Below are 25,520 nucleotides of genomic sequence, written 5' to 3' on the forward strand. Positions count from 1 at the left end.
TCGGAGGACTGAGGGCTGAGGACTGAGTCAGGTCGGGGCCGCGAGGGGCTCCACCGGGGTGCCCGGATCGCCCGGGTTGCGGAGCCCCTCCGCCGCGTCCGCGACCCGCCGGATGAGGTCCAGGAACTGCGTCTGCTCCGCGGCCGACAGGGGCGCGAGGAACACCTGGTTCATCCGGGCGGTGCGCAGCGCCAGCTTGCGATGGGTGCGCACGCCGTCCTCGGTCAAGCGCAGCAAGAAGCGGCGGCCGTCGCCCGGATCGCGGACCTTGTCCAGCAGTCCCCGACGACCGAGCCGGCTGATCACCTCCGCGACGGTGGAACGGTCGAGCCCGACCCGCTCCCCCACCGTGCGCTGGTCCAGCCCCGGCTCGTCGACGAGCGCGTTGAGCACGGCGAACTGCGGTGAGGTGATCTCCTCGGACACCATCGCGTTCCACAGCAGGTAGTGCGCCTGCTGGAGCCGCCGGGCGAGATGCCCGGGATGGTTGGTGAGATCCACCGCCGCCATGTCCGCTCTCCGAAATCCTGTGTACGTCAGTGCACTGAACGATACCTCCGAGAGCACGGACCTGTCGCCGATCCCGGCCGGGTCTTGACGGTGCGCGCACCCGAGTGGCAGCGTGAAGGAAACTTCACTGGATTAATCAGTGCCCTGAGTAATCACCCTCGGGAGAGATGGGGCTTCTCGGATGGACAAGGTGGTCGCCACGGCCCTGGAGGCGGTGGCCGATGTGGGCGACGGCGCGTCGCTCGCGGTGGGCGGCTTCGGGCTGAGCGGTGTCCCGAACGTACTGATCGAGGCGCTCTACGAGCGCGGCGTCGGCGGGCTGTCGGTGGTGTCGAACAACTGCGGCGCGATGGAGTCCGGCCTGGCGGTGCTGCTCGCGGCCGGGCGGATCGTCCGGGTGACCGGCTCCTACATCGGCGGCAACAAGGAGTTCGCCCGCCAGTACCTGGCCGGTGAGCTGGAGCTGGAGCTGATCCCCCAGGGCACGCTGGCCGAGCGGCTGCGGGCGGGCGGGGCCGGTATCCCGGCCTTCTACACACCGGCCGGAGTGGGCACGCAGGTCGCCGAGGGCGGGCTCCCGTGGCGCTACGACGGTCGGGGCGGGGTCGCGGTGGCCTCACCGCCCAAGGAGGTACGGGAGTTCGACGGCGTGGAGTACGTGCTGGAGCACGGCATCCGCACCGACTTCGCCCTCGTACGCGCCGCGCGGGGCGACCGGCACGGCAACCTGGTCTTCAACAAGTCCGCCCGCAACTTCAACCCCCTTGCGGCGATGGCCGGTCGGGTGACCATCGCGGAGGTGGAGGAGCTGGTCGAGCCGGGTGACCTCGACCCGGACGCCGTGCACGTGCCCGGCATCTTCGTGCAGCGGGTGGTGGCGCTGACCCCGGAGCAGGCCGCCGACAAGCGGATCGAGCAGCGGACGGTGAGCAACTGATGGCCTGGACACGCGAGGAGATGGCCGCGCGGGCCGCGCGTGAGCTGAAGGACGGGCAGTACGTCAATCTGGGCATCGGTCTGCCGACCCTGATCCCCAATCACCTCCCGCCAGGAGTCGAGGTGGTGCTGGAGTCGGAGAACGGCATCCTCGGCACCGGCCCCTACCCGACCGAGGAGCAGATCGACCCGGACCTGATCAATGCGGGCAAGGAGACCGTCACCGTCCTGCCGGGCGCGTCCTTCTTCGACTCGGCGCTGTCCTTCGGGATGATCCGCGGCGGGCACATCGATGTCGCCGTGCTGGGCGCGATGCAGGTGTCGGAGAACGGCGACCTGGCGAACTGGGCCGTCCCGGGCAAGCTGGTCACCGGCATCGGCGGGGCGATGGACCTGGTGCACGGGGCCCGTACCGTCATCGTCGTGATGACCCACACCGCCAAGGACGGCAGCCCGAAAATCGTCGACGAGTGCACGCTCCCGCTCACGGGCAAGGCGTGTGTGAACCGGGTCATCACCGACCTGGGGGTGTTTGATGTGACCGACGGCGGGCTGGTGTTGACCGAGTGCGCGCCGGGCGTCACCGCCGAGGAGATCACCGCGAAGACCGCGGCGAAGGTGCGGGTCGGCGAGGAGGGGCGGTCATGAGGGACGTCTACGTCGTCGACGCCGTCCGCACCCCGATCGGCCGCTACAACGGCGGCCTCGCCACCGTCCGCCCGGACGACCTGGCCGCCCACGCCATCCGGGAACTCCTCGCCCGCACCCCGGCGTTGGACCCGTCCCGGATCGAGGACGTCTACTTCGGCAACGCCAACGGCGCCGGCGAGGAGAACCGCAACGTCGCCCGCATGGCCGCCCTGCTCGCCGGTCTGCCCACCTCCGTGCCCGGCGTGACCGTCAACCGCCTGTGCGCCTCCGGCCTGGAGGCGGTGATCCAGGCGGCCCGTGGCATCGCGTGCGGGGACGCCTCCGTCGCCGTGGCCGGTGGAGTGGAGTCGATGACCCGGGCGCCGTATGTCCTGCCCAAGAACGACAAGCCGTTCCCGGCGGCCCACACCGAGCTGTACTCCACCACCCTGGGCTGGCGCATGGTCAACCCGAAGATGGACCCGCAGTGGACGGTCCCCCTGGGCGAAAGCGCGGAGTTGATCGCCGAGAAGCACAAGATCACCCGCGAGCAGCAGGACGAGTTCGCCCTGCACAGCCACCAGAAGGCCGCCGACGCCCAGAGCCAGGGCCTCTTCGACGCCGAACTCGCCCCCGTGGCCATTGCGCAGCGCAAGGGCGACCCCGTCGTCTTCGCCGCCGACGAATGCGTACGCCCGGATGCCTCACTGGAGGCGATGGCCAGGCTCAAGCCGTCGTTCCGCAACGACGACGGCACGGTCACCGCGGGCAATGCCTCCCCGCTCAACGACGGTGCCGCCGCGCTGCTGCTCGTGGACGAGGAAGGGCTGAAGGCCATCGGCCGTGAGCCTCTCGCCCGCGTCGGCGCCACCGGCGTCTCCGCACTCGACCCGCACTACTTCGGCCTCGCCCCCGTCGAGGCGGTGAACCGGGCGCTCGCCAAGGCGGGCAAGGGGTTCGACGACCTGTCGGTCCTGGAACTGAACGAGGCCTTCGCCGCCCAGGTGCTCGGCTGCGTCGCCGAATGGCCCGAGTTCGACCCGGCGATCCTCAACCCCCAGGGCGGCGCCATCGCCCTCGGTCATCCCCTCGGCGCATCCGGCGCCCGCCTCGCCGGCACGGTCGCCCACCAGCTCGCCCGCAAGGGCACCGGCACCGGCGTCGCCACCCTCTGCATCGGCGTGGGCCAGGGCCTCGCCCTCGTCCTCGAACGCTAGGAACCCTCAGGGACCCCCATGACTCTCACTCAGCACGACATCGATCAGGAGATCGCGGCCGAGCACGCCGCCTACGAAAAGCGCGTCGCCGACGGCGGGCCCATCGAGCACCACCCGCGCCGCGACTACGCCCCGTACCGCTCCTCGCTGCTGCGCCACCCGAAACAGCCGCTGGTTCCGATCGACGTGGCCCAGGACCCGGAGCTGGTGGAACTCGCCTCCCCCGCATTCGGCGAGCGCGACATCACCGAGATCGACAACGACCTGACCCGCCAGCACACCGGCGAGCCCATCGGCGAGCGCATCACCGTCTCCGGCCGCCTGCTGGACCGCGCCGGGCGGCCGATCCGCGGTCAGCTCGTCGAGATCTGGCAGGCCAACTCGGCCGGCCGCTACGCCCACCAGCGTGAGCAGCACGACGCCCCGCTGGATCCCAACTTCACCGGCGTGGGCCGCACCCTCACCGACGCCGACGGCTTCTACCGGTTCACCACCATCCAGCCCGGCCCCTACCCGTGGCGCAACCACGTCAACGCCTGGCGCCCGGCGCACATCCACTTCTCGGTCTTCGGTACGGCGTTCACCCAGCGGCTGGTGACACAGATGTACTTCCCGAACGACCCGCTCTTCGCCTACGACCCGATCCTGCAGTCCGTGACGGACGACGCCGCCCGGCAGCGTCTGGTCGCCACCTACGACCACAGCCTGTCCGTGCCGGAGTTCTCGCTGGGCTACCACTGGGACATCGTGCTCGACGGCCCGAACGCCACCTGGATGGAAGAGGGACGCTGACCGCCATGACGAAGATCGACACGAGCAGCCCGGAGAACGTGCTGCCCACCCCGTCGCACACGGTGGGCCCGTTCTACGGCTACGCGCTGCCCTTCCCCGGCGGCGAGGACATCGCGCCCGCCGGGCACCCGGACACGATCACCCTGCACGGGTACATCACGGACGGCGAGGGCAAGCCGCTGCCCGACGCCTTCGTGGAGCTGTGGGGCCCGGACCCGGACGGCAGACTGCCCCAGGTGGACGGCTCGATGCGCCGCGACCCGGCGTCCGGGGGCTTCCTCGGCCGCAACGGAGTGGAGTTCACCGGCTGGGGACGCGTCCAGACCGACGCGAACGGCCACTGGTACGCCCGTACGCTCCGCCCGGGCGCACGCGGGAGCAGCGCCCCGTACCTCAGCGTGTGCGTCTTCGCGCGTGGGCTGCTGGTGCATCTGTTCACGCGGATCTATCTGCCGGGCGACGCGGCCGCGCTGGCGGCGGACCCACTCCTGTCCCGGCTGCCTCAGGCGCGCCGCGACACGCTGATCGCGCGCCCGGAGAGCGACGGCACCACGAGCACCTACCGTTTCGACATCCGCCTTCAGGGCGAAGGCGAGACGGTCTTCCTGGAGTTCCAGTGACTTCTGCGGTTCCCGACACCGGCCTGCTCGCCCCCGGGTGGGCAGGCTCCCCCGCCGCGTCCGCGACGAGCGACACCGCCTGTCTGCAGGCCCTGCTCGACGCGGAAGCGGCCCTCACCCGCGCGCAGGCCTCGCTCGGGCTGGCCCCGGCCGAGGCGGCGACGGCGGTCACCGAAGCGGCCGACGCCGGGCGGTACGACGTACGGTCCCTGGCGGAGCGTGCCCGTGGCGGTGGCAATCCGGTCATCCCGCTGGTGGCCGATCTGACGAAGGCGGTCGGTGCGGAGTACGGTCCGTACGTCCATCGGGGTGCTACCAGTCAGGACATCATGGACACGGCGACCATGCTGATCGCCGCGCGCACCCTGAACCTGATCCTGACCGACCTCGCCCGCACCGAGCGGGCCCTGGCCCGGCTGGCCGCCGAGCACCGCGACACGGCGATGCCGGGGCGCACGCTCACCCAGCACGCCGTACCGATCACCTTCGGCCTGAAGGCGGCCGGATGGCGGTCCCTGGTACTTGACGCGCGGGACCGGGTGGCGGCCGTACGGGACGTGCTGCCCGCCCAACTCGGGGGCGCGGCCGGGACGTTGGCGGCGTTCGGGGCGTACGGAGCGAGCGATCCCACCGCCCTGCCGACGGCGTACGCGCTCGAACTCGGCCTGCAGACGCCGGAGCTGCCCTGGCACACGCTGCGGACGCCCGTCGCGGACCTCGCGGGGTGTCTGGCGCTGACGGCCGGGGCGCTCGGCAAGCTGGCCGCCGATGTCCTCACCCTGTCCCGGACCGAGATCGCCGAGGTCACGGAGGGCAGTGGCGGGGCTTCGTCCGCGATGCCGCACAAGGCCAATCCCGTACGGTCCACCCTGATCGTCGCGGCGGCCCGGCGGGCGCCTCAGCTCGCCGCCACGCTGTACGCCTGTCTGGTCGCGGAGGACGAGCGGCCGGCCGGGGCCTGGCACGCGGAGTGGGAGCCGCTGCGGGAGCTGCTGCGCCTGACCGGCGGGGCCGCCCGGGATGCCGCCGAACTGGCCGAGGGGCTCCGGGTCCACCCGGACCTCATGCGCGAACACCTCGGTCTCACCCAGGGGTTGATCGTCTCGGAGCGGCTGTCCGCCGAACTCGCGCCCGTGCTGGGCCGGGCCCGCGCCAAGGAGCTGCTCACCCGGCTGGCCGCCGACGGGCGCCCCCTGTCGGACGCGCCGGAGCTGAAGGACGTCGACCTCGACCCCGCCCATTACACCGGTTGTGCCGGAACGCTCGTCGATCGTGCTCTGGAGCGACGTTGAAGCTGCTCAACCACCGTGCCGAGGGGGCCGCTTCCGCGCCCCCGCTGCTCCTCGGGCCCTCGCTGGGCACCTCGTACGCCCTGTGGGACAAGGTCGCGCCCGAGCTGTCCGTCACCCACCGGGTGATCCGCTGGGATCTGCCGGGACACGGCGGCTCGGCGGCCGAGCTGATCGGGGCCGGGGCCACCGTCGGTGACCTCGCCGACCTGGTACTCGCGCTCGCCGACTCGCTGGGCGTGCAGCGGTTCGCGTACGCCGGGGTGTCGCTGGGCGGAGCGGTGGGGCTGCACCTCGCCGTGCATCACCCCCAGCGGGTGTCGTCCCTCGCGGTGATCTGCTCGTCGGCCCACTTCAACGGGGCCAAGCCCTGGCAGGAGCGGGCCGCGCAGGTGCGGCGCGAGGGGCTGGACTCGCTCGCCGCGAGCGCGGACGCCCGCTGGTTCACGCCCGGGTTCACCGTGCCCCGGCTGGTGCGGGACCACCGGGAAGCCGACCCGGAGGCGTACGCGGCCTGCTGTGACGCGCTCGCCGCGTTCGATCTGCGGGAGCGGCTCGCGGAGATCTCCGTGCCGACGCTGCTGATAGCGGGCCGTGAGGACCCGGCGACGCCGCCCGCGCATCTGCGGGAGATCGCGGACGCGGTGCCGCGGGCGGCGCTGGTGGAGCTTCCCGGCGCTTCGCATCTGGCGCCCGCACAGTGCCCCGAGGCGGTGCTCACCGCTGTGCGGGCACACTTCGACGGTCCCGCACTGCGGGGCATGGAGGTACGGCGACAGGTGCTCGGTGACGCGCACGTCGACCGGGCCCAGGCGCGCCAGACCCCCTTCACGGCCCGCTTCCAGGACTTCATCTCGCGCTACGCCTGGGGCGAGATCTGGACCGACCCGACGCTCTCCCGCCGGGAACGCAGCATGATCACGCTGACCGCGCTGGTGGCGCACGGCCACTACGAGGAGCTGGCCATGCATGTCCGCGCGGCGCGGCGCAACGGGCTCACGCCCGAGGAGATCGGGGCGGTGTTGCTCCAGACGGCCGTGTACTGCGGGGTCCCGGCGGCGAACTCGGCGTTCGCGGCGGCCCAGCGGGTGCTCGCCGAGGAGGACGACAGCGGAGGGTGACCCTGCTGGTCGTAGCCTCAGCAGCACCTCGCTGCGGTGTGGGCGGCGTGCCTAGGGTGGGGGCATGGCCACTGTTCTGATCACCGGCGCCACCTCGGGGCTCGGCCGGTACGTCGCCTTCGAGCTGGTGCGCTCCGGGCATCGCGTCCTCGCGCACGGGCGCGATCCGGGCCGTACCGAGCTGCTCGTCGCCGAGCTGAGCGCCGAGGGTGCGGCCGAGGGGTTCGTCGCCGATCTGTCCTCGCTGGCCGAGGTGCGGGAGCTGGGCTCCCGGGTCGCCGAGGCACATCCCGAGCTGGACGTGCTGATCAACAACGCCGGGGTGGGCGGCGGTCCGCGCGGTGCGGGGCGTGAGCTGAGCGCCGACGGGCACGAGCTGCGGCTGGCAGTGAACTATCTCGCGCCGGTCGTGCTCACCCGTGCCCTGCTGCCGGTGCTGCGCGCGAACGCGCCCGCGCGGATCGTGAACGTCGGCTCGGCCGGTCAGGAGCCGCTCGACTTCGACGACCCCGAGTTCGCCCGGGGGTACGAGGGCTTCTCGGCGTACTGCCGCAGCAAGCTGGCGCTCGCCACGTGGACGTTCACCCTGGCCGAGGAGCTGGCCGGCACCGGCGTCGCCGTGAACGTGCTGCACCCGGCGACCTTCATGGACACGGCGATGGTCCGCGAGGGCGGTATCACCCCGTGGAACTCGGTCGCCGACGGCGCACCCGGCGTGCTGGCCCTGGCCACGCGGGACATGGGCTCCGGCGGCTACTTCGACGGCACCACGCAGGCCCGGGCGCACGAGACGGCGTACGACCCGCGGGTACGCAAGCGGCTGGCGGCGGTGACCGAGCAGTTGCTCGGCATGTGACGTGCCGCCTCGCTGGGCCCTGTCGTCACAGGCCTACGCCTCCAGTTCCGCCAGCCCCTCCCGTGCCTGCCGGGCCAGGCCGTCCGCGCCGCACGAACGGGCCAGCGTCAGGCCCCGGTTGAGTTCCGTCGTGGAGCGGGCGGCGAGGCCGTACTCGATGCGGGCGGCGGCGTGTTCGTACTGGCAGGGTGAGGCCTCCAGGTAGGTGACGGCCTGCGCGGCGAGGCGTACCTTGCGCTGGCCGGTCTCCAGGCGGGCGGCGCAGCGCAGGGCCTCGCCGATCGCGGTGTCGGTGCCGAACCGCTCGGCCTGGCGGCGGGCGTCGGCGGCCAGCCGGGCGGCGCGGGTCGGGTCCTGGGTGGCGAGGGCACCGGCGAGGTCGATGGTCCAAGGGGCCAGCACCGGATTGTGGCCGCCCCGCGCGGCGGCGGCCTTCTCGGCACCCTCCAGTTCGTTGATGCCGTCCTCGGTGCGGCCCACGGCGAGCAGCAACCGACCGCGCACCGAGCGCGTGTCGGGGAGGACGATCGTGGACGGGTAGGGCGGGGTGAAGCCGTACTGCTCGGCGATCGTCCAGGCCTGCTGGACATGCCCGCGGGCGAGCAGGGTGTCGACCAGGCCGCAGGTCGCCGACCAGTACAGCGGCAGTCCGCGGCCGACCCGCTCGGCGAGGCGCAGCGACTCACGCAGTACGGTCTCGGCGTCCTTCAGGCGGCCCTGCCGGCGGAAGGCGAGGCCCAGGAAGGCATTGGCGAGGGCGAGGTGGCCGCCGCTCCAGCCGGCCGTGGTGTAGGTGCGCAGGGCCTCGGCGAACAGGTTCTCGGCGCGGTCGAGGCGGTCGGCGTAGGCGTAGGAGCTGCCGAGCATCATCAGCAGTTCTATGCCCCACTCGGTGTCGGTCCAGCCGAGGCCGGGGGCGAGCCGCCCGTTGACGAGGGCGCGGTCGCACACCTCGACGACCTCCTCGGCGTTCTCGCCGTGGGTCATGGCGTCGAAGCCGCGCAGGATGAGCAGCGCGCGCTCGGAGTTGTCGCGGCCGGTGCAGGTGTGGGCGAGTTCGGCGAGCCGCTCGGAGCGTCCCGGGGCCGGTGCCTCACCGGCGTAGATGCCCTCCCACATGTACTGCACGGCCCGCAGCCGCAGCCGGGCGGGACCCTCCTCGTGTCGGGCGGCCTCGGCCTCGACGGTGCGGACGGCCTGTTCCAGCTGGTCGTTGTGGAGCAGGGCCTGGGAGAGGCGGAAGACCGCGTCGACGCGGGCGGGGCCGTCGAGGCCGGGCAGGGCGAGCGCGGTCTGGAGGTGGTCGATGGTTCTCGCGGGCGCGGTGAGCAGGGTGGCGCAGCCCAGTTCGTAGAGGACGCGCGCGTGGACGTCGGGCCGGGGTGGTTCCTTCAGGGCGCGTTCGAGGCAGCGGCGGGCGGCGTCGGGGGCGCCGACGGCGAGGTGTTCGCGGGCGGCCTCGCGCAGCTGCTCGACGAGTTCGGCGTCGTCGTCGGGGTGGACCTGGAGCAGATGCCGGGAGGCGGCCGCGGCGCCGCGGCCGGAGTCGGTGACGATCTGCGCGGCGATGCCGTGCATGGCGGTGCGCAGTGCGTCGGGGATGGAGTTGTAGACGGCGGTGGCGATCAGCGGGTGGACGAACTCCAGGTCGCCGTCGTCGGCCTGCGCGCCCGCCGGGTCGGGGGCGGTGAGGATACGGGCCGTGCACAGTAACTCGGCGCAGCGCACCGCCTGTTCGGGGCGCATCGTGGTGAGCCGGGCGACCAGGCCGACGGAGATGCCGGTGCCGAGTATGGCGGCCGCCCAGGCGAAGCGAGTCGCGTCGATGCCGAGACCTTCGAGGCGGGCGACGAGTCCGCCGCCGCGCGCCGAGCGGTTCAGGGCGCGCAGTTCACCGGCCGAGGACTCGACCGGCTCCAGCTCGCTGTCCTGGACCTTGGCGAGGAGTTCGACGGTCTCGTAGGGGTTGCCGCCGGTGACGGCCCAGACCTCGCGGCAGAACGGGTCGTCGGCGTGCCGGCCGACGGTCGCGCGGGTGAGCCCGGCGGTGGCGTCAGGGGTGAGTGCGCTCAGCGTCGTCGCCGGGCGGCCCGCGGCGGCGGCGACCGCGTCCAGGTGGCGGGCGCTCTCGCCGGTCACCTCGCCCGGTCTGCGGGCCACCACGACCAGCACGGACAGGTCGTGCAGCCGCTCGGCGAACGCGGCCAGCCAGCGCAGCGTCTCCTGGTCGGCCCAGTGCGCGTCGTCGACGAGCAGCACCAGCGGCCAGTCCCGTTTGGCCAGCCGGCGCACGGCGGCGACCAGCCCGTCGCACACGCCCTGCGGGTCGGCCCGCCGCTCGCCGGGGTCGGCGATGCCGAGGGCGGGGCCGGCGATGTCGTACCAGTCGCCGAGGTACTCCCGGGCCTCCTCGGGCAGCAGCGACACGAGGGCGGGTTGCAGCAGTTGGCGTACGACGTTGAAGGGGACGGACCTGAGGGTCTCGCCGCCGCGTGCCGACCACACCATGCAGCCGCGTTCCTCGGCCAGCCGGCGGGTCTCGGCGAGCAGCGCGGTCTTGCCGAGTCCGGCCTCGCCCCGGAACACCAGCAGGCCGACCGACGACGAGCGGTCCGCGCACAGGGCGTCGATCGCCTGGACGACCGCGGCGACCTCCTCGTCGCGCTCCCACAGGGAAGCCGAGGCGCCCGCCGCCGGGGGTACCTCCGTCATCCCGCTACCTCCCCAAGTCGCCCGAACGACGTACAGGGCGAGCGTAGCCCCACGGCAGGTCCGGCGGTGGGTGGTCGGAGGGTTGTTGCCGTCATGGGTGACGTCCTCGTGAAAGTTATTGACAGTCAACAGTCGTGAACTGACGCTAATTTTCCAACCAGCGCGGCCCAACAGCGGCGGCCGGACGGGAGGCACGCGATGAACGCGCCTGCGAAGGTGACCGGTACCAGGCCTGAGCGGTCCCGCCGGGCGCTGGTCGCGGGCTCGGTGGGCAACTTCATCGAGTGGTACGAGTTCGGCGTCTACGGCTACTTCGCCACCGTGATCGCCGCCCGCTTCTTCACGCCCGAGGGCGGCAGCGAGGTCGAGGCGCTGGTGAAGACGTACGCCTCCTTCGCCCTGGCCTTCTTCTTCCGGCCGGTCGGGGCGGCCCTGTTCGGGCGGCTGGGCGACCGGATCGGCCGGCGTCCGGTGCTGATCCTGGTGATCGGGCTGATGACGGGCGCGACCACGCTGATCGGTGTGCTGCCGACGTACCAGACGGTGGGTGCTCTCGCGCCCTGGCTGCTCACCCTTCTGAGGGTGCTTCAGGGTCTCTCGGCGGGCGGTGAGTTCGGTGGGGCGGTGTCGTTGATGACGGAGTTCGCGCCGCCGGGCAAGCGCGGGCTGTACGGCTCGTGGCAGTCGTTCACCGTCGCGTTGGGGCTGCTCGGCGGGGCGGGGGCGGCCGCGCTGCTGGCCACCGTGCTGACGGAGGATCAGCTCGGCGACTGGGGCTGGCGGCTGCCGTTCCTGCTGACGCTGCCGATGGGGCTGGGCGCGCTGTGGCTGCGGCTGCGGCTGGAGGAGACACCGGCGTTCAGCCAGGAGCGGGAGCTTCAGCGCCCGCCCTCGGGTGAGGTCGTGCGGGCCATCGCGCTGGGCGCCGGGCGGATCATGGGCTGGGCGGCGGCCGGGTACACCTTCCTGGTCGTGCTGCCGTCCTATCTGCAGAGCAGCCTCGACGCGAGCTTCCAGCAGGCGCTGATCGCCACCGTGCTGGCCAACCTCGGCTTCGCGGTAACGATCATCCCGGCGGGACTGCTCAGCGACCGGCTGGGGCGGCGGGCCGTGATGCTGACCGGGGCGCTGCTGGTGGTGGTCCTCGCGGTGCCGCTGCTGAACCTGCTCCAGGACCCGGGCACGTCCAACGCCGTCAAGGGCCTGGCCGTGTTCGGGGCGGGCGCCGTGGTGGGGCTGATGGCGGGGCCGGGACCGGCGATGCTGTCGGAGATGTTCCCGACGACCGTGCGCTACACCGGCCTGGGACTCGCCTACGCCCTGTCCAATGCGGTGTTCTCGGGCTGCGCCGGGCTCATCATCACGGAGACCATCGAACGGACCGGCGACGTGGACATCCCCGCGTACTACGCGGCGGCCACCTGCGCGGTCAGTGTGCTGGCCCTCGCCACGCTCCCGGCGAAGGGCGCTGCAAGGAAGGCGAGGTGAACGGATGCGGGTGATCGGGCTGATGTCCGGCACGTCGTACGACGCCATCGACGCGGCGGCGGCCGAGCTGAGCCTCGTCGGTGACAGCCTCGTACTGAAGCCGCTCGGCATGGTGAGCGAGCCGTACGACGACGCACTTCGGGCGGCGCTCGCGGCGGCGCTGCCACCGGGGACGACGTCCCTGGCGGAGGTGTGCCGGCTCGACACCCTGATCGGGCAGGCCTTCGCGGCGGCGGCCGTACGGGCAGACCGTGAACTGTGCGGCGGGCGGGCGGAGTTGGTGGCCTCGCACGGGCAGACGGTGTACCACTGGGTGGAGGAGGGCCGGGTGCACGGCACCCTGCAGCTCGGGCAGCCCGCGTGGATCGCCGAGGCGACCGGGCTGACCGTGGTCGCCGACTTCCGGCCCCGGGACATCGCCGCCGGGGGGCAGGGCGCACCGCTGGTCAGCCTGGTCGACCTGCTGTGGCTGCGCGGCCGCCCTGGCACGCCGGTCGCCCTCAACCTCGGTGGGATCGCCAACCTCACCGCGCCCGACGGGACCGCCTTCGACACCGGGCCGGGGTGTGCGCTGATCGACGCGGCGGCCCACGGTTTCAGCGGCGGGCGGCTGGCCTACGACGTGGACGGCGCCCTGGCCGCCCGCGGCCGGATCCGTCCGGCGCTGCTGGAGCGGCTGCTGGCGGAGCCGTACTACGCGCTGCCCGCGCCCAAGACGACCGGCAAGGAGCTGTTCCACGTCGGATATCTGCACGAGGCGCTGGCCGGGGTCGGCACGCTGCCCGCCGAGGACGTGATCGCGACGCTCACCCACCTCACCGCGTGCACAGTCGCCGACGCCGTGCGGACGGTGGGCGCCACGGAGGTCGTCGCGTCCGGCGGCGGCACCCGCAATCCGGTGCTGCTGCGGATGCTCGGCGAGCTGTTGCCGGGCGTGCCCGTGCGCCGCTCCGACGAACTCGGGCTGCCGTCGGACGCGAAGGAGGCGTACGCGTTCGCGGTGCTGGGCTTCCTGACGGCGCACAGCCTGCCCGGCACGGTCCCGACGAGCACGGGGGCCCGGCATCCGAGCGTGCTGGGGTCGGTGACGCCGGGGCGGCACGGGCTGCGGCTGCCCACGGCGGCCCGCAAGGGCCCCACGCGACTGGTCCTGGAGTAAACCGGCATCAGACTGCGTCGCGCATGTGCACCGCCTGCCCCGCACAATCCCGACGAGCACGGCGGTCCGGCACCCGAGCATGCTGGGATCGGTGACGCCGGGGCGGCACGGGCTGCGGCTGCCCACGGCCCCCCGGGGAGGGTCCGGTGCGGCTGGTTCTGGAATAACCGGCATCAGACTGTGTCACGCATGTGCACCGCCTGCCCAGCACGGTCCCGGCGAGCAGGGGGCCCGACATCCGAGCATCTGCGGTCGGTGATGCCAGGGCAGCACGGGCTGCGGCTGCCCGGGAGGGTTCGGTGCGGCTGGTGCTGAAATGATCGGGTGTGGGAGGGAGCCCTCTCATCCCGCTTTCACCGAGGCCTCATACGGTGGGGGCATGACGCAGGTGACTCCTCCCGGGTGGTACCCCGACCCCGGGCAGACAAGTGACGGTCCCGCCACCGAGCGCTGGTGGGACGGCAAGGCATGGACGGACCAGACCCGTCCGGCGGGGTCGGCCGCGGGCTGGGGTCCCCCGGCGGGACCTCCGCCGGTCGCCGACGCGCAGCAGGCCCAGCCGGTGTATCCCGCGTATCCGGGGGGAGCGGGAGCTCCGGCCCAGCCGGGGTACCAGGCGTTTCCGGGGCATCCGGGGTACCCCGGGTATCCGGTCCAGCCGCCGGGCGGGCGGCGACGTGCGCTGCGGAACGGGATAGCCGTCGCGGTGGCGGCCGCGGTCCTCGCCAGCATCGGCATCGGCGTGTACGCGCTGACCAAGGACGACGGCGGCGGTGCGAGCCGCGCCGACTCGCAGCAGGGGCAGGGCGGGCAGGACGGCGGTCCCGGCGGCGGGCAGGGCGGGCCGTTCGGCGACTCGGGCGGGTCCGGTGGGTCTGGCGGGTCCGGCGGGGAGTCTGCCGCGCCCGAGGCACCTCAGGCGCCGGAGGTCGAGGGCGGCGGCACGCTGTCCGACCCGGTGAACGGGATCAGCATGCCGGTGCCGGAGGGCTGGACCGGTCAGTCCTTCAACGTTGGCGCGCAGATGACGTCCGACGACAGCTACAAGTGCCCGGGCGACACGTCCAAGTCGTGCACGAAGGGCGGCGCGTACTCGGCGCCCGTCGAGCTGGTGGGCACCGAGGGCAGCACGCCGGAGGAGGTCGCCAAGGCGGACATCGCGGCGAACGCCGAGGAGTCGTACGGCGGCAACAGCTACGGAAAGATCACCTCGCACGAGGTGCTGGCGTCCAAGGCGGTGACGGTGGCCGGACAGAAGGGCTACATGGTCCGCTGGAAGGCGATCACCAGCAAGGGCGCCGACGGCCTGGTCGAGTCGCTCGTCTTCCCCTCGCCCGCCAACTCCGACCGACTGGTCGTGGTCCGCTTCGGCATCGACGCCGACCAGAAGGCGTCCCTCATCGACGAGATCACCAAGGGCATCAAGGCCTCGTCCGGCGGCGGCAACGGGCAGAACGTCTGAGGTGCGGCCGGGTGGGGTGCCTCTCCGCTCCAGAGGTACCCCACCCGGCCGGGGTGCGCGCCGCCCCCGTCCCCACGGTGCGGCGCGAGCAGGCCGGTCGCCCCGTCATCCCTGGGACGGCGCGGCCTGGGTCTTCACTTGAGACCTAGGGCTTGTCCGGCGGATCATGCCGCAGACGCGGGGTCTGGCACGCGCATCTGCCGCGTTGTCGTCGGTCGCCGACGCGCCGCGTCGACTCCCTCCTCCGCCTTGCAGCTGCACGCGCCAGACCCCGCTCACCGGCACTGATCAGACACCGTCACTTTCCTGCGACCTGATCCGCCGGACAAGCCCTAGTGCCGGCAGCACCGCGGCCTCGACGAACTTCAGCAGATAGTCCGGGTCGGCGTCCCGGCCCTCCAGCATGGGCCGCACCCGCAGTACGCCGAACATCTGCGCGGCCACGTACGGCAGCGCCGGATGGTCGGCGGCGAGTTCCCCGCGCTCCACCCCGCGCCGCAGGATCTCCTCGATCGCGGCGATCTCCGGCTCGACGAGCGCCTCACGCAGCGCCTGCGCCAGCTCCTTGTCCTCCATGACCGCGTGACCGAGCGCCTGGACCAGCCGGTTGTCCCGGCCGGACCACTCCCCCACCGCCCGCGCGGCCTGCCGCAGGTCCTCGGCCAGCGAACCGGAGTCGATCCCGGCGAAGCTCACCCGGCGCCGGGAGCGCAGTGCCGCCGCTACGAACTGCGGCTTGGTCTTCCACTGCCGGTACAGCGTGGACTTGCTGCACCGCGTGCTGGTGGCGACGCCGTCCATGGTCACGGCGTCATAGCCGCACTCGCGGATCTGCTCGATCACCGCGTCGAAGAACTCCTGCTCACGCTGGCGCGTCAGCTTGGAGCGGCGCGAGGCGCCGACCGTCTCCGGTCGGTCCGCGGCCTGCGACGTCATCGGTCCGTCTCCTCGTTCCCGTCCGGCGGCCAAAGGGCCCGCAGTCCAGTGTGTCGTACGCAATCGATACGCCAGTGTACCGGTACTCGCACGTATCGGTACACTGGCGTATCGGTACGACACCGTATCGATGAGTAGCTTGTGCACCACCGTCAGCGAAGGGGCCGGGGGATGAATGCCCGCACCGAGCCTGCCGAGGAGGACGCCGCGATAGCGCGGCCCCCTCTCGTCCGGGAGTTCCTGCTGGTCGCGGGACTCTTCCTCGTCTACAAGTTCGGCCGGCTGCTGGCGACCGACCACACCCACGAGGCGTTCCGCAACGCACACCAGGTGTGGGACCTGGAACGGACCCTCCGCCTCCCCGGCGAAGGCGTGGTGCAGTCCCTGCTGCTGCACAGCGAGGGCTTGGTGCACCTCGCCAACACCTACTACGCCACCGTCCACTTCCCGGCGACGGCGGCCTTCCTCGTCTGGCTGTACCTACGGCGCCCGGGCCACTACGTCTGGGCCCGCCGGGTGCTCGCCGCGGTCACCGCCGCCGCGCTGGTGCTGCATCTGGCGTTCCCGCTGGCGCCGCCGCGGATGCTCGCGGCGACGGGGCTCGTGGACACCGGGCGGGTGTACGGGCCGTCGGTGTACGGCTCCCCGCAGACGGACCAGTTGTCGAACCAGTTCGCGGCGATGCCCTCGCTGCACTTCGGCTGGGCCCTGATGGTGGCGATCGGCCTGATCGTGACGACCCGTTCGCGTTGGCGGTGGCTGTGGCTGCTGCACCCGCTGCTGACCCTGCTGGTGATCGTGGGGACGGCGAACCACTACTGGCTCGACTCGATCGCCGTGGCCGCGCTGCTGGGCGTGGCGCTCGCGGCGATCCGGCCGACGGTGCGCGCGTCCGCTCCGGACGCCAAGGCCGTCGTACCGGGGAAGGAAGTACTGGCGAGGGAAGCACCGGCCAAGGACGTCCCGGCGCAGGAACCGGCGCTCGTGGAGGCGGGTCGATGAGCGCGATGCTCGCCGTCGTCCTGTCGCTGTTCTCCGCCGTCGCCTACGCGGCCGCCGCCGTCGCCCAGGAACGGCTCGCCGCCCGTACCTCCGGCTCGGGCATGGTGCGGCTGCTGGGCCGCGCGGCGTGGTGGGTGTCGGTAGCGCTGAACGCCTCCGGGGCGCTGCTGCATGTCGTCGCCCTGAAGTACGGGCCGTTGACGGTGGTGCAGCCGCTGGGGGCGCTGACGCTGGTCGCGGCGGTGCCGATGGGGGCGCGGCTCGCGGGGCGACGGGTCAGCGCTGTGGAGTGGCGCGGCACCGCCTTCACCCTGGTCGGGTTGGGCGCGCTGCTCGTGACGGCGTCCGGGCCCGCGCCCGACGACGTGCTCGGCGTAACAGAGGCGCTGGCGGTGGCGGGATCGGCGGCCGTGCTGATCGGCGCGCTGGCCTGGCCCGGCACCCGGCCCGGCCTGCGGCACGCCACCGCGTCCGGCGTCGCCTCCGGCGTCGGCTCCGCCCTCACCCAGACGGTGACGGTGGCCGCGACGGACGACTCGGGGCCGTTGCTCAGCGGCCAGGTCGTCGGCGTGGCGCTACTGGTCGCGGTGTTCGCCACCGGCGGCCTGCTGCTGTCCCAGACCGCCTACCGGGGTGGCCTCGGCGCCCCGCTCGCGGTGGTCACCCTCAGCAATCCGGTGGCGGCCGGGGTGATCGGTCTCTCCCTGCTGGGCGAACGGCTGCAGGGCGGACTGGCGGGGGTGCTGGTGGCGCTCGCGGGGGCGCTGCTGGCGTCCTGGGGCGTGGTGTTGCTGTCCCGGACGGCACCGGAGAACCGCCCGGCGATGCCCGACCCGGAAAGGCTGGTGCCCCGGCAGCGACAGCCGGGGCACCTCACGCCGCTGTGAGAGCTACTCGGTGACGATCGCCGGGTCGCTCACACCCGGACGCCCGTTCTCGACGTGCCCCGCGAAGCGCCGCAGGTACGCCGGGTCGGGGTCGGACGTGACCGTCAGGTCGTACCAGCGACGGCTCGCCGACAGGTCGACGACGTGCTTCACCGTCGAACCGGGCCGCACCTTCAGGGTCTTCGTCCGGCCCGTGTAGGCGTTGGCCAGCTTCAGGTGCGCGGTGCCGGAGCCGTTGTTGGTGAAGCTCAGCACGATGTCGTCACCGAAGTGCCGGGCGGTGACCTCAGGGCCGGTCACCTTGTTCGGGCCATGGAAGACGCGCACAAAGCCGTTGGGGCCGTGCACGGTCAGGTCGTAGGAGCCGTTCGAGTACACCGAGTTCCAGGTGTCGGAGACGCTCTTCCCGGCCTCGGTGGTGTACTGCCACGGTCCGTCGGTGCGGTTGCCGGAGGTGACCAGGAACGCGGCACCGGCCTTGGCGCCGGAGGCGAAGGTCAGCGTGAACTTCCCGGCGGCCGCGTCCACCGAGCCGTCCACCAGCGGGGCGTACTTCAGCGGGCGGGCCGGGCGCAGGCCCCGCTCCTGCTTCGGCATGTCCGGGTCGGCCGGCGGCGTCGGACGGTAGTCGGGGTGACGCTCGCGGTCCGGCGGCTCATAGCCGTCGGTGTCGGGCAGCGCGGCCGGCTTGGTGTCCTTGCGGGAGAAGTCGAACGCCGAGGTCAGGTCACCGCAGATGGCGCGGCGCCAGGGCGAGATGTTCGGCTCCTCGACGCCGAAGCGGCGCTCCATGAACTGGAGGATCGAGGTGTGGTCGAGGGTCTCCGAGCAGACGTAGCCGCCCTTGCTCCACGGCGAGACGACCAGCATCGGCACGCGCGGGCCGAGGCCGTACGGACCGGCCGGGCGGTTGCTGTCGCCCGGGTAGAGGTCCAAGGAGACGTCGACCGTGGACTTGCCCTGCGCGGCGGACTTCGGCGGCAGCGGCGGCACCACGTGGTCGAAGAAGCCGTCGTTCTCGTCGTAGGTGATGAACAGGGCCGTCTTCGACCAGACCTCGGGGTTGGAGGTGAGGGCGTCCAGGACCTGCGCGATGTACCAGGCACCGTAGTTCGAGGGCCAGTTGGAGTGCTCGGAGAAGGCCTCGGGGGCGGCGATCCAGGAGATCTGCGGCAGCCGGTCGGCCTGGACGTCGGCCTTCAGCTTGTCGAAGTAGCCGTCGCCGTTCTTGACGTCGGTGCCGGTGCGGGCCTTGTCGTACCAGGGCTCGCCGGGCTTGGCGTTGCGGTACTTGTTGAAGTACAGCAGCGAGTTGTCGCCGTAGTTGCCGCGATAGGCGTCGTTGATCCAGCCCCACGAGCCCGCCGCGTCCAGGCCGTCGCCGATGTCCTGGTAGATCTTCCAGGAGACGCCGGCCTGCTCCAGGCGCTCGGGGTACGTCGTCCAGTCGTAGCCCAGTTCGTCGTTGCCGAGGACCGGGCCGCCGCCCTTGCCGTCGTTGCCCGTGTAGCCGGACCACATGTAGTAGCGGTTCGGGTCGGTGGAGCCGATGAACGAGCAGTGGTAGGCGTCGCAGACCGTGAAGGCGTCGGCGAGGGCGTAGTGGAACGGGATGTCCTCGCGGGTCAGGTACGCCATGGTCGTGGTGCCCTTGGCGGGCAGCCACTGGTCGTACTTGCCCCCGTTGTAGGCCTGCTGCCCGTCGTTCCAGCCGTGCGGCAGGCCCTCCAGGAACTGCATGCCGAGGTCGTCGGCGTCCGGGTGGAAGGGCAGCACTTCCTTGCCGCCGTCCGCCTGGTGCCAGATCGACTTGCCGTTGTCGAGCGTCACCGGCCGCGGGTCGCCGAAGCCGCGGACGCCGCGCAGCTTGCCGAAGTAGTGGTCGAAGGAGCGGTTCTCCTGCATCAGGACGACGATGTGCTCGACGTCCTCGATCGTCCCCTTGCGGTGGTTGGCCGGCAGTGCGGCGGCCCGCTCGATGCTGCTCGCCAGTGCGGTGAAGGCCGTGGTGGCCCCCGCTATCTGGAGGAATCTGCGCCGGTTGACTTCGGGCATGAGTGAGGGACCTCTCGTCCTGAGGGAGTTCTACCGGCCGGGTGATGACGGAATGCGCGCGAAAGGAGTGTTCCAAGAGCACCAAACGTCAGGGAAGGGTCTGGTGGCGCCGTTGTGAAAGTCGCGAGTACGGGGGGTGCGCCCCCGGGTCGGTCCGCAGCGCGGGTGGTCTCGCTGACGGCGCGGGCTGGATGGTCAACCGCCTTGCCCGGTATGGGCATTGACCCGGCGGTCGGGGGGTTCTAGGTTCCGGCTGAGCACCGAATGAGCACCACTGTGCGCCGTACGCACAGCCTGTCGGAACACCGTTGTCCGTGCGTTGCCCGTACAGGAGGAGCCTTGCGTCGTCCCCTCGCCGGTCTCATCACCGGCGTCCTGCTGCTCGTCACGGCGGCCTGTGACTCGTCCGGCAACTCCGCGTCCCCCGGGGGTTCGGGCTCCGGCGGCACCACCACGGTCAAGGTGGGGCTGATCCCCATCGTCGACGTGGCCCCGCTCTACCTCGGCCAGCGCAAGGGCATCTTCGCCAAGCACGGCCTGAAACTGGAGATGAGCCCGGCGCAGGGCGGTGCCGCGATCGTGCCCGGGGTGGTCAGCGGCCAGTTCCAGTTCGGGTTCTCCAACGTGACCTCCTTGATGATCGCCGAGACCAACAACGTGCCCGTGCAGGCCGTCGTCAACGGCATCGCCTCGACCGGCGTGCAGGGCAAGGACTTCGGCGCCCTCACGGTCAAGGAGGACAGCGCCGTCAGGACGGCGAAGGACCTGGAGGGCAAGAAGGTCGCCATCAACACCCTGAAGAACATCAACGAGACCGCGGTGCGGGCCTCGGTGAGCAAGGCGGGCGGCGACCCGGACCAGGTGGAGTTCGTCGAGCTGGCCTTCGACCAGATGCCCGCCGCCCTCGACGGCGGGCGGATCGACGCCGCCATGGTGGTCGAGCCCGCGCTCGCCACCGTCAAGAGCCAGGGCGGCCGGGAGATCGCCTCGCCGTTCGTCGACATCGCCCCGGGCCTCACCATCGCGATGTACTTCACGTCCACGCGGTACGCGGAGCAGAACCCGGACGTGGTGAAGAAGTTCCGGGACGCCACCGAGGAGTCCCTTGCGTACGCCGACTCCCACCCGGACGAGGTCCGCGAGATCGTCACCACGTACACCAAGATCTCGCCGGACGTGCTGGAGCAGGTGACCCTGCCGAAGTGGCCCGCCGAGGCAAACCGCGACTCCATCATGGACCTGATGAAGCTGGGCTACGAGGACGGCCTGTTCAAGACCTCGCCCAACCTGGAGCAACTGCTGCCGTGAAGGGCGTGAACGCCGCACTCGGCGCGGCCGGGCTCGCCGCCTTCCTCGCCCTGGGCGAGGCGGTGCCGCGCCTCGGCCTGGTCGACGACGCCTACTTCCCGCCCACCAGCCGCATCGCCGACGCCCTCGGCGCGGAACTCGCTCAGGCCGCCTTCTGGACCGCCCTCGGCGACACCCTCACCGGCTGGGCGCTCGGCCTCGCGATCGCGGTGAGCGCCGGAATCCTGGCCGGGGTGGTGATCTCGATCGTGCCGTATCTCCGCGAGGCGACGGCCTCGACGATCGAGTTCCTGCGCCCGATCCCGTCCGTCGCCCTGATCCCGCTCGCCGTCCTGCTCTACGGCACGGAACTCCGCTCGGTCCTCCTCCTCGTCGTCTACGCCGCCTTCTGGCAGGTACTGATCCAGGTCCTGTACGGCGTCCAGGACGTCGACCCCGTCGCCGACGAGACGGCACGGTCGTACGGCCTCGGCACCTGGGCCCGCGTCCGGCACGTGCTGTGGCCGAGCGCACTGCCGTACGTCATGACCGGCGTACGCCTTGCCGCGGCCGTCGCGCTGATCCTCGCCGTCACCGCCGAACTCGTCATCGGCGCCCCGGGGCTGGGCGCGCGCATCGCGATCGCCCAGACTTCGCAGGCCGTGCCCGAGATGTACGCGCTGATCGTGGTCACCGGTCTGCTCGGGCTGCTGATCAACGTGGGCGCGCGGACGATCGAGCGACGGGCGCTGTCCTGGCACCAGTCGGTGCGCGGGGAGGTGGCGGTGTGAGCCGTGTCCTGCTGCGGCTGGTCCTGCTGCTCGCCCTGCCCGCCGTCCTCGTCACGGTGTGGTGGCTGGCCTCGGCCGGGAGTACGAACGTGTACTGGCCGCCGCTGCGCACGATCCTTCAGGCGTTCCCGGACGTGTGGACCGCCGACCGCCTGCGCTCCGACGTACTGCCCAGCCTGCTGCGGCTGGCTGGCGGTTACGCCATGGCGGCCGTGGTCGGCGTGGCGCTCGGCACGCTGATCGGTTCGTCCCCGCGGGTGCGGGCGGTGTGCGAGCCGGTCCTGGAGTTTCTGCGGGCGGTGCCGCCGCCCGTGCTCGTGCCGGTGATCATGCTGTTCGCGGGCATCGGCGACACCATGAAGGTCGCGGTCATCGCGAGCGGCTGTGTCTGGCCGGTGCTGCTCAACACGGTGGAGGGCGTGCGGGCGGTGGACGCGGTGATGGCGGAGACGGCCCGCTCGTACGGCATCACCGGTGTCGCCCGGCTGCGGCACGTGGTGCTGCGCTCGGCGAGCCCGCAGATCTTCGCGGGACTGCGGCAGGCGCTGTCCATCGGGATCATCCTGATGGTGATCAGCGAGATGTTCGCCGCCAGCAACGGGCTCGGCTTCACCATCGTGCAGTTCCAGCGCGGCTTCGCGATCCCCGACATGTGGACCGGGATCCTGCTGCTCGGGCTGCTCGGCTTTGTGCTCTCCGTGGTGTTCCGGCTGGTCGAGCGGCGGGCGCTCGGCTGGTACCACGGGCTGCGCGCATCCACCCGGCGGTCCCGGTGACGTATCCGAAAGGGCGGGCCATGCTCGACGTACGCGGCCTGAAGAAGGTGTACGAGGGGTCCGGTCGGCGGACGGAGGCGGTGCGCGACCTCACCTTCACCGTCGAGGCCAGGGAACTGGTCTGCCTGGTCGGCCCGTCCGGCTGCGGCAAGACGACCCTACTGAAGTGCGTCGGCGGGCTGCTCAGGCCGACGGCCGGTGAGGTGCGGCTGGCGGGGCGGGCGGTGAGCGGGCCGCCGCCCGGGATGGCGTTCGTGTTCCAGGAGTACGGGCGGAGCCTGTTCCCCTGGATGCGGGTCGGTGACAACGTCGAACTGCCCCTGAAACAGAAGGGCTTGAGCAAGCAGCACCGTCGCGCCCTGGTCGCGGACGCGCTCGACGCGGTCGGGCTCACGGACGCGGCCGGGGCGTACCCCTGGCAGCTGTCCGGCGGCATGCAGCAGCGGGTGGCCATCGCCCGGGCGCTGGCCTACGAGCCGGACGTGCTGCTGATGGACGAGCCGTTCGCCGCGGTGGACGCGCAGACCCGCGCCGACCTGGAGGATCTGGTACGGCGGCTGTGGCGGGAGCGCGCGATGACGATCCTGTTCGTCACCCACGACATCGACGAGGCCGTGTACCTCGGCCAACGGGTGATCGTCCTGTCCGCCTCCCCCACCGTCGTACAGGACCAGCTGAAGGTCGACTTGCCGGACGCCCGCGACCAGGTGCACACACGGGTGTCCCCGCGCTTCGCCGACCTGCGCACCCAGGTGTACGAGCAGATCCAGGCGGCGAAGCGCGGGGAGACCGTACTCAAGACAGATACGCCTCCACTTCACTGAACTGGCCCGCCGGCCAGCCGGTGTTGGCGGTCACGTGCAGCCGCAGATAGCGCAGGTTCGTGCCGTCCGGCAGGGAGACGGTGACCGTGTTGCCGGTCGCCGGGTCGAAGCGGTGGCCTTGCGAGCCGACCACCGTGGAGTACGACGAGCCGTCGGTGCTGCCCTGCACGGAGAACGTCTGGGTGCGGGCGCCCCAGGCCGAGGAAGGCGGCAGCTTGAGGACGAGTCGGCGGACGGCCTGCGTGGAGCCGAGGTCGACCGTCAGCGACTGCGGGAAGGCGTGGTTCGCCGACTCCCAGTAGCTGTTCGCGTCGCCGTCGACCGCCTTGCCGGGCGTGTACACGTCCTGGTGGCCGGTCGCGGTGACCGGGCGGCCCTTGGCGAGGTTGCGGGTGGGGTCGGGGTCCGGGTTGCCCTGGTCGGGCTGGGGCCAGGTGGAGCAGTCCGACCAGGTGCTGCTCCAGCCGGAGTTGCCGCCGCCGTCGGTGAGGGTGAAGGTGCCGGAGCCGCTCGGGTAGGGGCAGTTGTAGATACCGGCCGCGCCGACTTGGGTGGCGGTGACGTTGCGGAAGGTGGCGGCGCCCTGGGTCTCGGCCTGGACGACGACCGTGCCGGTGTTGTGCACGGTGGCGCCGTCGACGGTGATGTTCTTCGCCGCGTAGCCGCGCCCGCTGCCCGAGACGAACTCGAAGGCGCTGTACGGGCTGTCGGTGATCGTCGTGTCGGTGATACGGACGTTCGCCTCGATGGCGCTGTCGTACGAGTCGACGCGCAGCGCGCCCATCGGATGGTTCCAGTTGGGGTTCATCGCGCCGGTGCGGACGAGCGTGTTGCCGTCGACCGCGATGGTGCCGGCCAGCGGGTGGAAGGGGTCGAGGAACTTCTGGTTGGAGATCGCGATGCCGCTGCCGAGGGCGTTGGTGTCCGAGATCAGGTTGTTCTTCACGCTGATGTCGGTGCCGCCGTAGATCGCGATGCCGTTGGCGAGGTTCGGCTGGGTGATGGTGTTGTTCTCGAAGCTGCTGTTGGTGTCGGGCGAGTACAACGACCACATGGCGAGCGCGTCGTCGCCCTGGTTGCGCAGGAAGTTGTTGCGGACGGTGACCCCGCGCGCGTTGCCGTTGAGGTTGAGGCCGTCGGCGGTCATGTCGAGGAAGCGGTTGTTCTCGACGACCAGGTTGTCGTTGTTGCCCATCAGCCACAGGCCGACCTTGAGGTGCTGCAGCCACATCCCCGAGACGGAACTCCCCGGGCCGAGCGACCCGTTGACGAAGTTGTCCGGGTTGGAGTCGACGCGCTCCGTCACCTCACCGATGACCGCGAAGTTCTTGATGTGCACGTTGCCGGAGCTGCTCGACTGGTCGATGAAGCGGGAGGTGCGCACCACCGAGTGCCAGTGACCGGCGCCCTGGAGGGTGACGTTCTGTACGCCGTTCAGGGACGACGTCAGCCGGTACTCGCCCGGCGGGATCCACACGACCCCGCCCTGTGCGGCGGCGATGGCGTTGCGGAAGGCCTGGGTGGAGTCGCCCTCGCCGGTCGGGTCGGCGCCGTGCGATACGACGGACACCGACCCGGCGGGCTGCGCGGCGGGCCCGTCCGCCTGCTCGAAGTCGGCGACGTCGACGGTGACCTGTGTGCCGGTCGCCTCGACGGCCACCTTGTCGCCCGCCTGCACGTTCTGGCCGAGCAACAGCCGGGCGTTGTCGTAGAAGTGGTGGGTCTTGGCGCCGGGGATCCAGGGGGTGTCGACGTACGAGTACTTGGAGGTGACGGCGATGGTCTTCGCGAGCCGGGTGCCGTTGACGTAGACGTTCAGTGTGCCGGACTGGCCGTCGGGGACGCTGTAGGCGACGTTCACGGCGTTGGCCGCACGGGGCACGGTGAACTCGACGCGCTGGCCCGCGTCGAGGCGTACCGCCTGGCGGCCGGAGGCCTCGGAGGCGAGGGTGCCCTGGGTGTAGTCGGGGCCGATCTTCGCGCCGGTGGTGGTGGCGGACTCGGCCTCGACGGAGGTGAACGGCAGGGTGGCGCCCGCGGCGGCGTGGGCGGTGGGTGCGCCGAGGGCGACGAGCATGCCGGCGGCCAGGGCGACGGTCGTCGCGATGGCCGGTGATCTCAGGGTGTGCCTGTGCATGTGCTGATCCCTTCTCGGTGGGGGTTTCGGGGA

The 25,520-nt window shown here is 71.8% G+C and carries 22 protein-coding genes; 17 read left to right on the top strand and 5 right to left on the bottom strand.

Features of this window, described 5'->3' with window-relative positions; all coding sequences use genetic code 11:
- Positions 1-27 precede the first annotated feature (27 nt).
- Positions 28-510, bottom strand: a complete 483-nt coding sequence (locus SSP24_RS03780) for a MarR family winged helix-turn-helix transcriptional regulator (RefSeq protein ID WP_141307299.1) — start codon at positions 508-510, stop codon at positions 28-30.
- 181 nt (positions 511-691) lie between these two features.
- Between SSP24_RS03780 and SSP24_RS03785 the strand changes: the two genes are divergently transcribed.
- The 8 genes from SSP24_RS03785 to SSP24_RS03820 all read left to right on the top strand — a co-directional run bounded on the left by SSP24_RS03785 (position 692) and on the right by SSP24_RS03820 (position 7,971).
- On the top strand, positions 692-1,447 hold the full coding sequence (locus SSP24_RS03785) for a CoA transferase subunit A (RefSeq protein WP_141307300.1): 756 nt from the start codon (positions 692-694) through the stop codon (positions 1,445-1,447).
- Positions 1,447-2,094, top strand: coding sequence for a CoA transferase subunit B (locus SSP24_RS03790; RefSeq protein ID WP_141307301.1), 648 nt, complete (start codon positions 1,447-1,449; stop codon positions 2,092-2,094). The genes SSP24_RS03785 and SSP24_RS03790 overlap by 1 nt, the downstream gene beginning before the upstream one ends.
- Positions 2,091-3,293 carry a thiolase family protein gene (locus tag SSP24_RS03795; RefSeq protein ID WP_141307302.1) on the top strand — a complete coding sequence of 401 codons (1,203 nt, stop codon included), beginning with the start codon at positions 2,091-2,093 and terminating at the stop codon, positions 3,291-3,293. The genes SSP24_RS03790 and SSP24_RS03795 overlap by 4 nt, the downstream gene beginning before the upstream one ends.
- A gap of 18 nt (positions 3,294-3,311) precedes the next feature.
- Positions 3,312-4,085: a protocatechuate 3,4-dioxygenase subunit beta gene (gene pcaH / locus SSP24_RS03800; RefSeq protein ID WP_141307303.1), complete on the top strand. Its 774-nt coding sequence runs from the start codon at positions 3,312-3,314 to the stop codon at positions 4,083-4,085.
- A gap of 5 nt (positions 4,086-4,090) precedes the next feature.
- Entirely contained in the window at positions 4,091-4,705 is a 615-nt protein-coding gene (gene pcaG / locus SSP24_RS03805) for a protocatechuate 3,4-dioxygenase subunit alpha (RefSeq protein ID WP_141307304.1), read from the top strand.
- Complete coding sequence (gene pcaB / locus SSP24_RS03810; RefSeq protein WP_141307305.1) at positions 4,702-5,997, top strand: 3-carboxy-cis,cis-muconate cycloisomerase; 1,296 nt, start codon at positions 4,702-4,704, stop codon at positions 5,995-5,997. Before pcaG ends, pcaB begins: the two co-directional genes overlap by 4 nt.
- Positions 5,994-7,115, top strand: a complete 1,122-nt coding sequence (gene pcaDC, locus SSP24_RS03815) for a bifunctional 3-oxoadipate enol-lactonase/4-carboxymuconolactone decarboxylase PcaDC (protein WP_141307306.1) — start codon at positions 5,994-5,996, stop codon at positions 7,113-7,115. The genes pcaB and pcaDC overlap by 4 nt, the downstream gene beginning before the upstream one ends.
- Before the next feature lie 64 nt (positions 7,116-7,179).
- The gene (locus SSP24_RS03820; protein WP_141307307.1) at positions 7,180-7,971 is read left to right on the top strand and encodes an SDR family NAD(P)-dependent oxidoreductase; all 792 of its coding nucleotides are present in this window, start codon (positions 7,180-7,182) and stop codon (positions 7,969-7,971) included.
- 33 nt (positions 7,972-8,004) lie between these two features.
- Here SSP24_RS03820 and SSP24_RS03825 read toward each other — a convergent pair whose 3' ends face one another.
- The gene (locus SSP24_RS03825) at positions 8,005-10,683 is read right to left on the bottom strand and encodes an ATP-binding protein (RefSeq protein ID WP_141307308.1); all 2,679 of its coding nucleotides are present in this window, start codon (positions 10,681-10,683) and stop codon (positions 8,005-8,007) included.
- Between the two features lie 198 nt (positions 10,684-10,881).
- On the opposite strand from SSP24_RS03825, the gene SSP24_RS03830 reads away from it, so the two are divergent.
- From SSP24_RS03830 to SSP24_RS03840, 3 genes are all read left to right on the top strand, one after another.
- Positions 10,882-12,171, top strand: a complete 1,290-nt coding sequence (locus SSP24_RS03830) for an MFS transporter (RefSeq protein WP_141307309.1) — start codon at positions 10,882-10,884, stop codon at positions 12,169-12,171.
- Between the two features lie 4 nt (positions 12,172-12,175).
- Entirely contained in the window at positions 12,176-13,330 is a 1,155-nt protein-coding gene (locus tag SSP24_RS03835; protein ID WP_141307310.1) for an anhydro-N-acetylmuramic acid kinase, read from the top strand.
- A gap of 379 nt (positions 13,331-13,709) precedes the next feature.
- Positions 13,710-14,792 carry a DUF2510 domain-containing protein gene (locus SSP24_RS03840; RefSeq protein ID WP_141307311.1) on the top strand — a complete coding sequence of 361 codons (1,083 nt, stop codon included), beginning with the start codon at positions 13,710-13,712 and terminating at the stop codon, positions 14,790-14,792.
- Between the two features lie 288 nt (positions 14,793-15,080).
- On the opposite strand, the gene SSP24_RS03850 is transcribed toward SSP24_RS03840, so the two are convergent.
- Positions 15,081-15,728 carry a TetR/AcrR family transcriptional regulator gene (locus tag SSP24_RS03850; RefSeq protein ID WP_141307313.1) on the bottom strand — a complete coding sequence of 216 codons (648 nt, stop codon included), beginning with the start codon at positions 15,726-15,728 and terminating at the stop codon, positions 15,081-15,083.
- 171 nt (positions 15,729-15,899) lie between these two features.
- Between SSP24_RS03850 and SSP24_RS03855 the strand changes: the two genes are divergently transcribed.
- Both SSP24_RS03855 and SSP24_RS03860 read left to right on the top strand, forming a co-directional pair.
- The gene (locus SSP24_RS03855) at positions 15,900-16,730 is read left to right on the top strand and encodes a phosphatase PAP2 family protein (protein WP_141307314.1); all 831 of its coding nucleotides are present in this window, start codon (positions 15,900-15,902) and stop codon (positions 16,728-16,730) included.
- Positions 16,727-17,617, top strand: a complete 891-nt coding sequence (locus SSP24_RS03860) for a DMT family protein (protein ID WP_141307315.1) — start codon at positions 16,727-16,729, stop codon at positions 17,615-17,617. Before SSP24_RS03855 ends, SSP24_RS03860 begins: the two co-directional genes overlap by 4 nt.
- A gap of 3 nt (positions 17,618-17,620) precedes the next feature.
- On the opposite strand, the gene SSP24_RS03865 is transcribed toward SSP24_RS03860, so the two are convergent.
- On the bottom strand, positions 17,621-19,672 hold the full coding sequence (locus tag SSP24_RS03865) for a phosphocholine-specific phospholipase C (RefSeq protein ID WP_141307316.1): 2,052 nt from the start codon (positions 19,670-19,672) through the stop codon (positions 17,621-17,623).
- A gap of 339 nt (positions 19,673-20,011) precedes the next feature.
- Here SSP24_RS03865 and SSP24_RS03870 point away from each other — a divergent pair, with 339 nt between their 5' ends.
- From SSP24_RS03870 to SSP24_RS03885, 4 genes are read left to right on the top strand one after another with little or no spacing between them, the layout of a single operon-like run.
- Entirely contained in the window at positions 20,012-20,980 is a 969-nt protein-coding gene (locus SSP24_RS03870) for an ABC transporter substrate-binding protein (protein WP_141307317.1), read from the top strand.
- Positions 20,977-21,750, top strand: a complete 774-nt coding sequence (locus SSP24_RS03875) for an ABC transporter permease (protein ID WP_141307318.1) — start codon at positions 20,977-20,979, stop codon at positions 21,748-21,750. The genes SSP24_RS03870 and SSP24_RS03875 overlap by 4 nt, the downstream gene beginning before the upstream one ends.
- Positions 21,747-22,526: an ABC transporter permease gene (locus tag SSP24_RS03880; protein WP_141307319.1), complete on the top strand. Its 780-nt coding sequence runs from the start codon at positions 21,747-21,749 to the stop codon at positions 22,524-22,526. Before SSP24_RS03875 ends, SSP24_RS03880 begins: the two co-directional genes overlap by 4 nt.
- Before the next feature lie 20 nt (positions 22,527-22,546).
- The gene (locus tag SSP24_RS03885; protein ID WP_141307320.1) at positions 22,547-23,350 is read left to right on the top strand and encodes an ABC transporter ATP-binding protein; all 804 of its coding nucleotides are present in this window, start codon (positions 22,547-22,549) and stop codon (positions 23,348-23,350) included.
- On the opposite strand, the gene SSP24_RS03890 is transcribed toward SSP24_RS03885, so the two are convergent.
- On the bottom strand, positions 23,322-25,487 hold the full coding sequence (locus SSP24_RS03890) for a discoidin domain-containing protein (protein WP_141307321.1): 2,166 nt from the start codon (positions 25,485-25,487) through the stop codon (positions 23,322-23,324). The genes SSP24_RS03885 and SSP24_RS03890 overlap by 29 nt on opposite strands.
- Positions 25,488-25,520: the final 33 nt, after the last annotated feature.

It is taken from the genome of Streptomyces spinoverrucosus (genome assembly GCF_006539505.1).
Lineage (GTDB): Bacteria > Actinomycetota > Actinomycetes > Streptomycetales > Streptomycetaceae > Streptomyces > Streptomyces spinoverrucosus.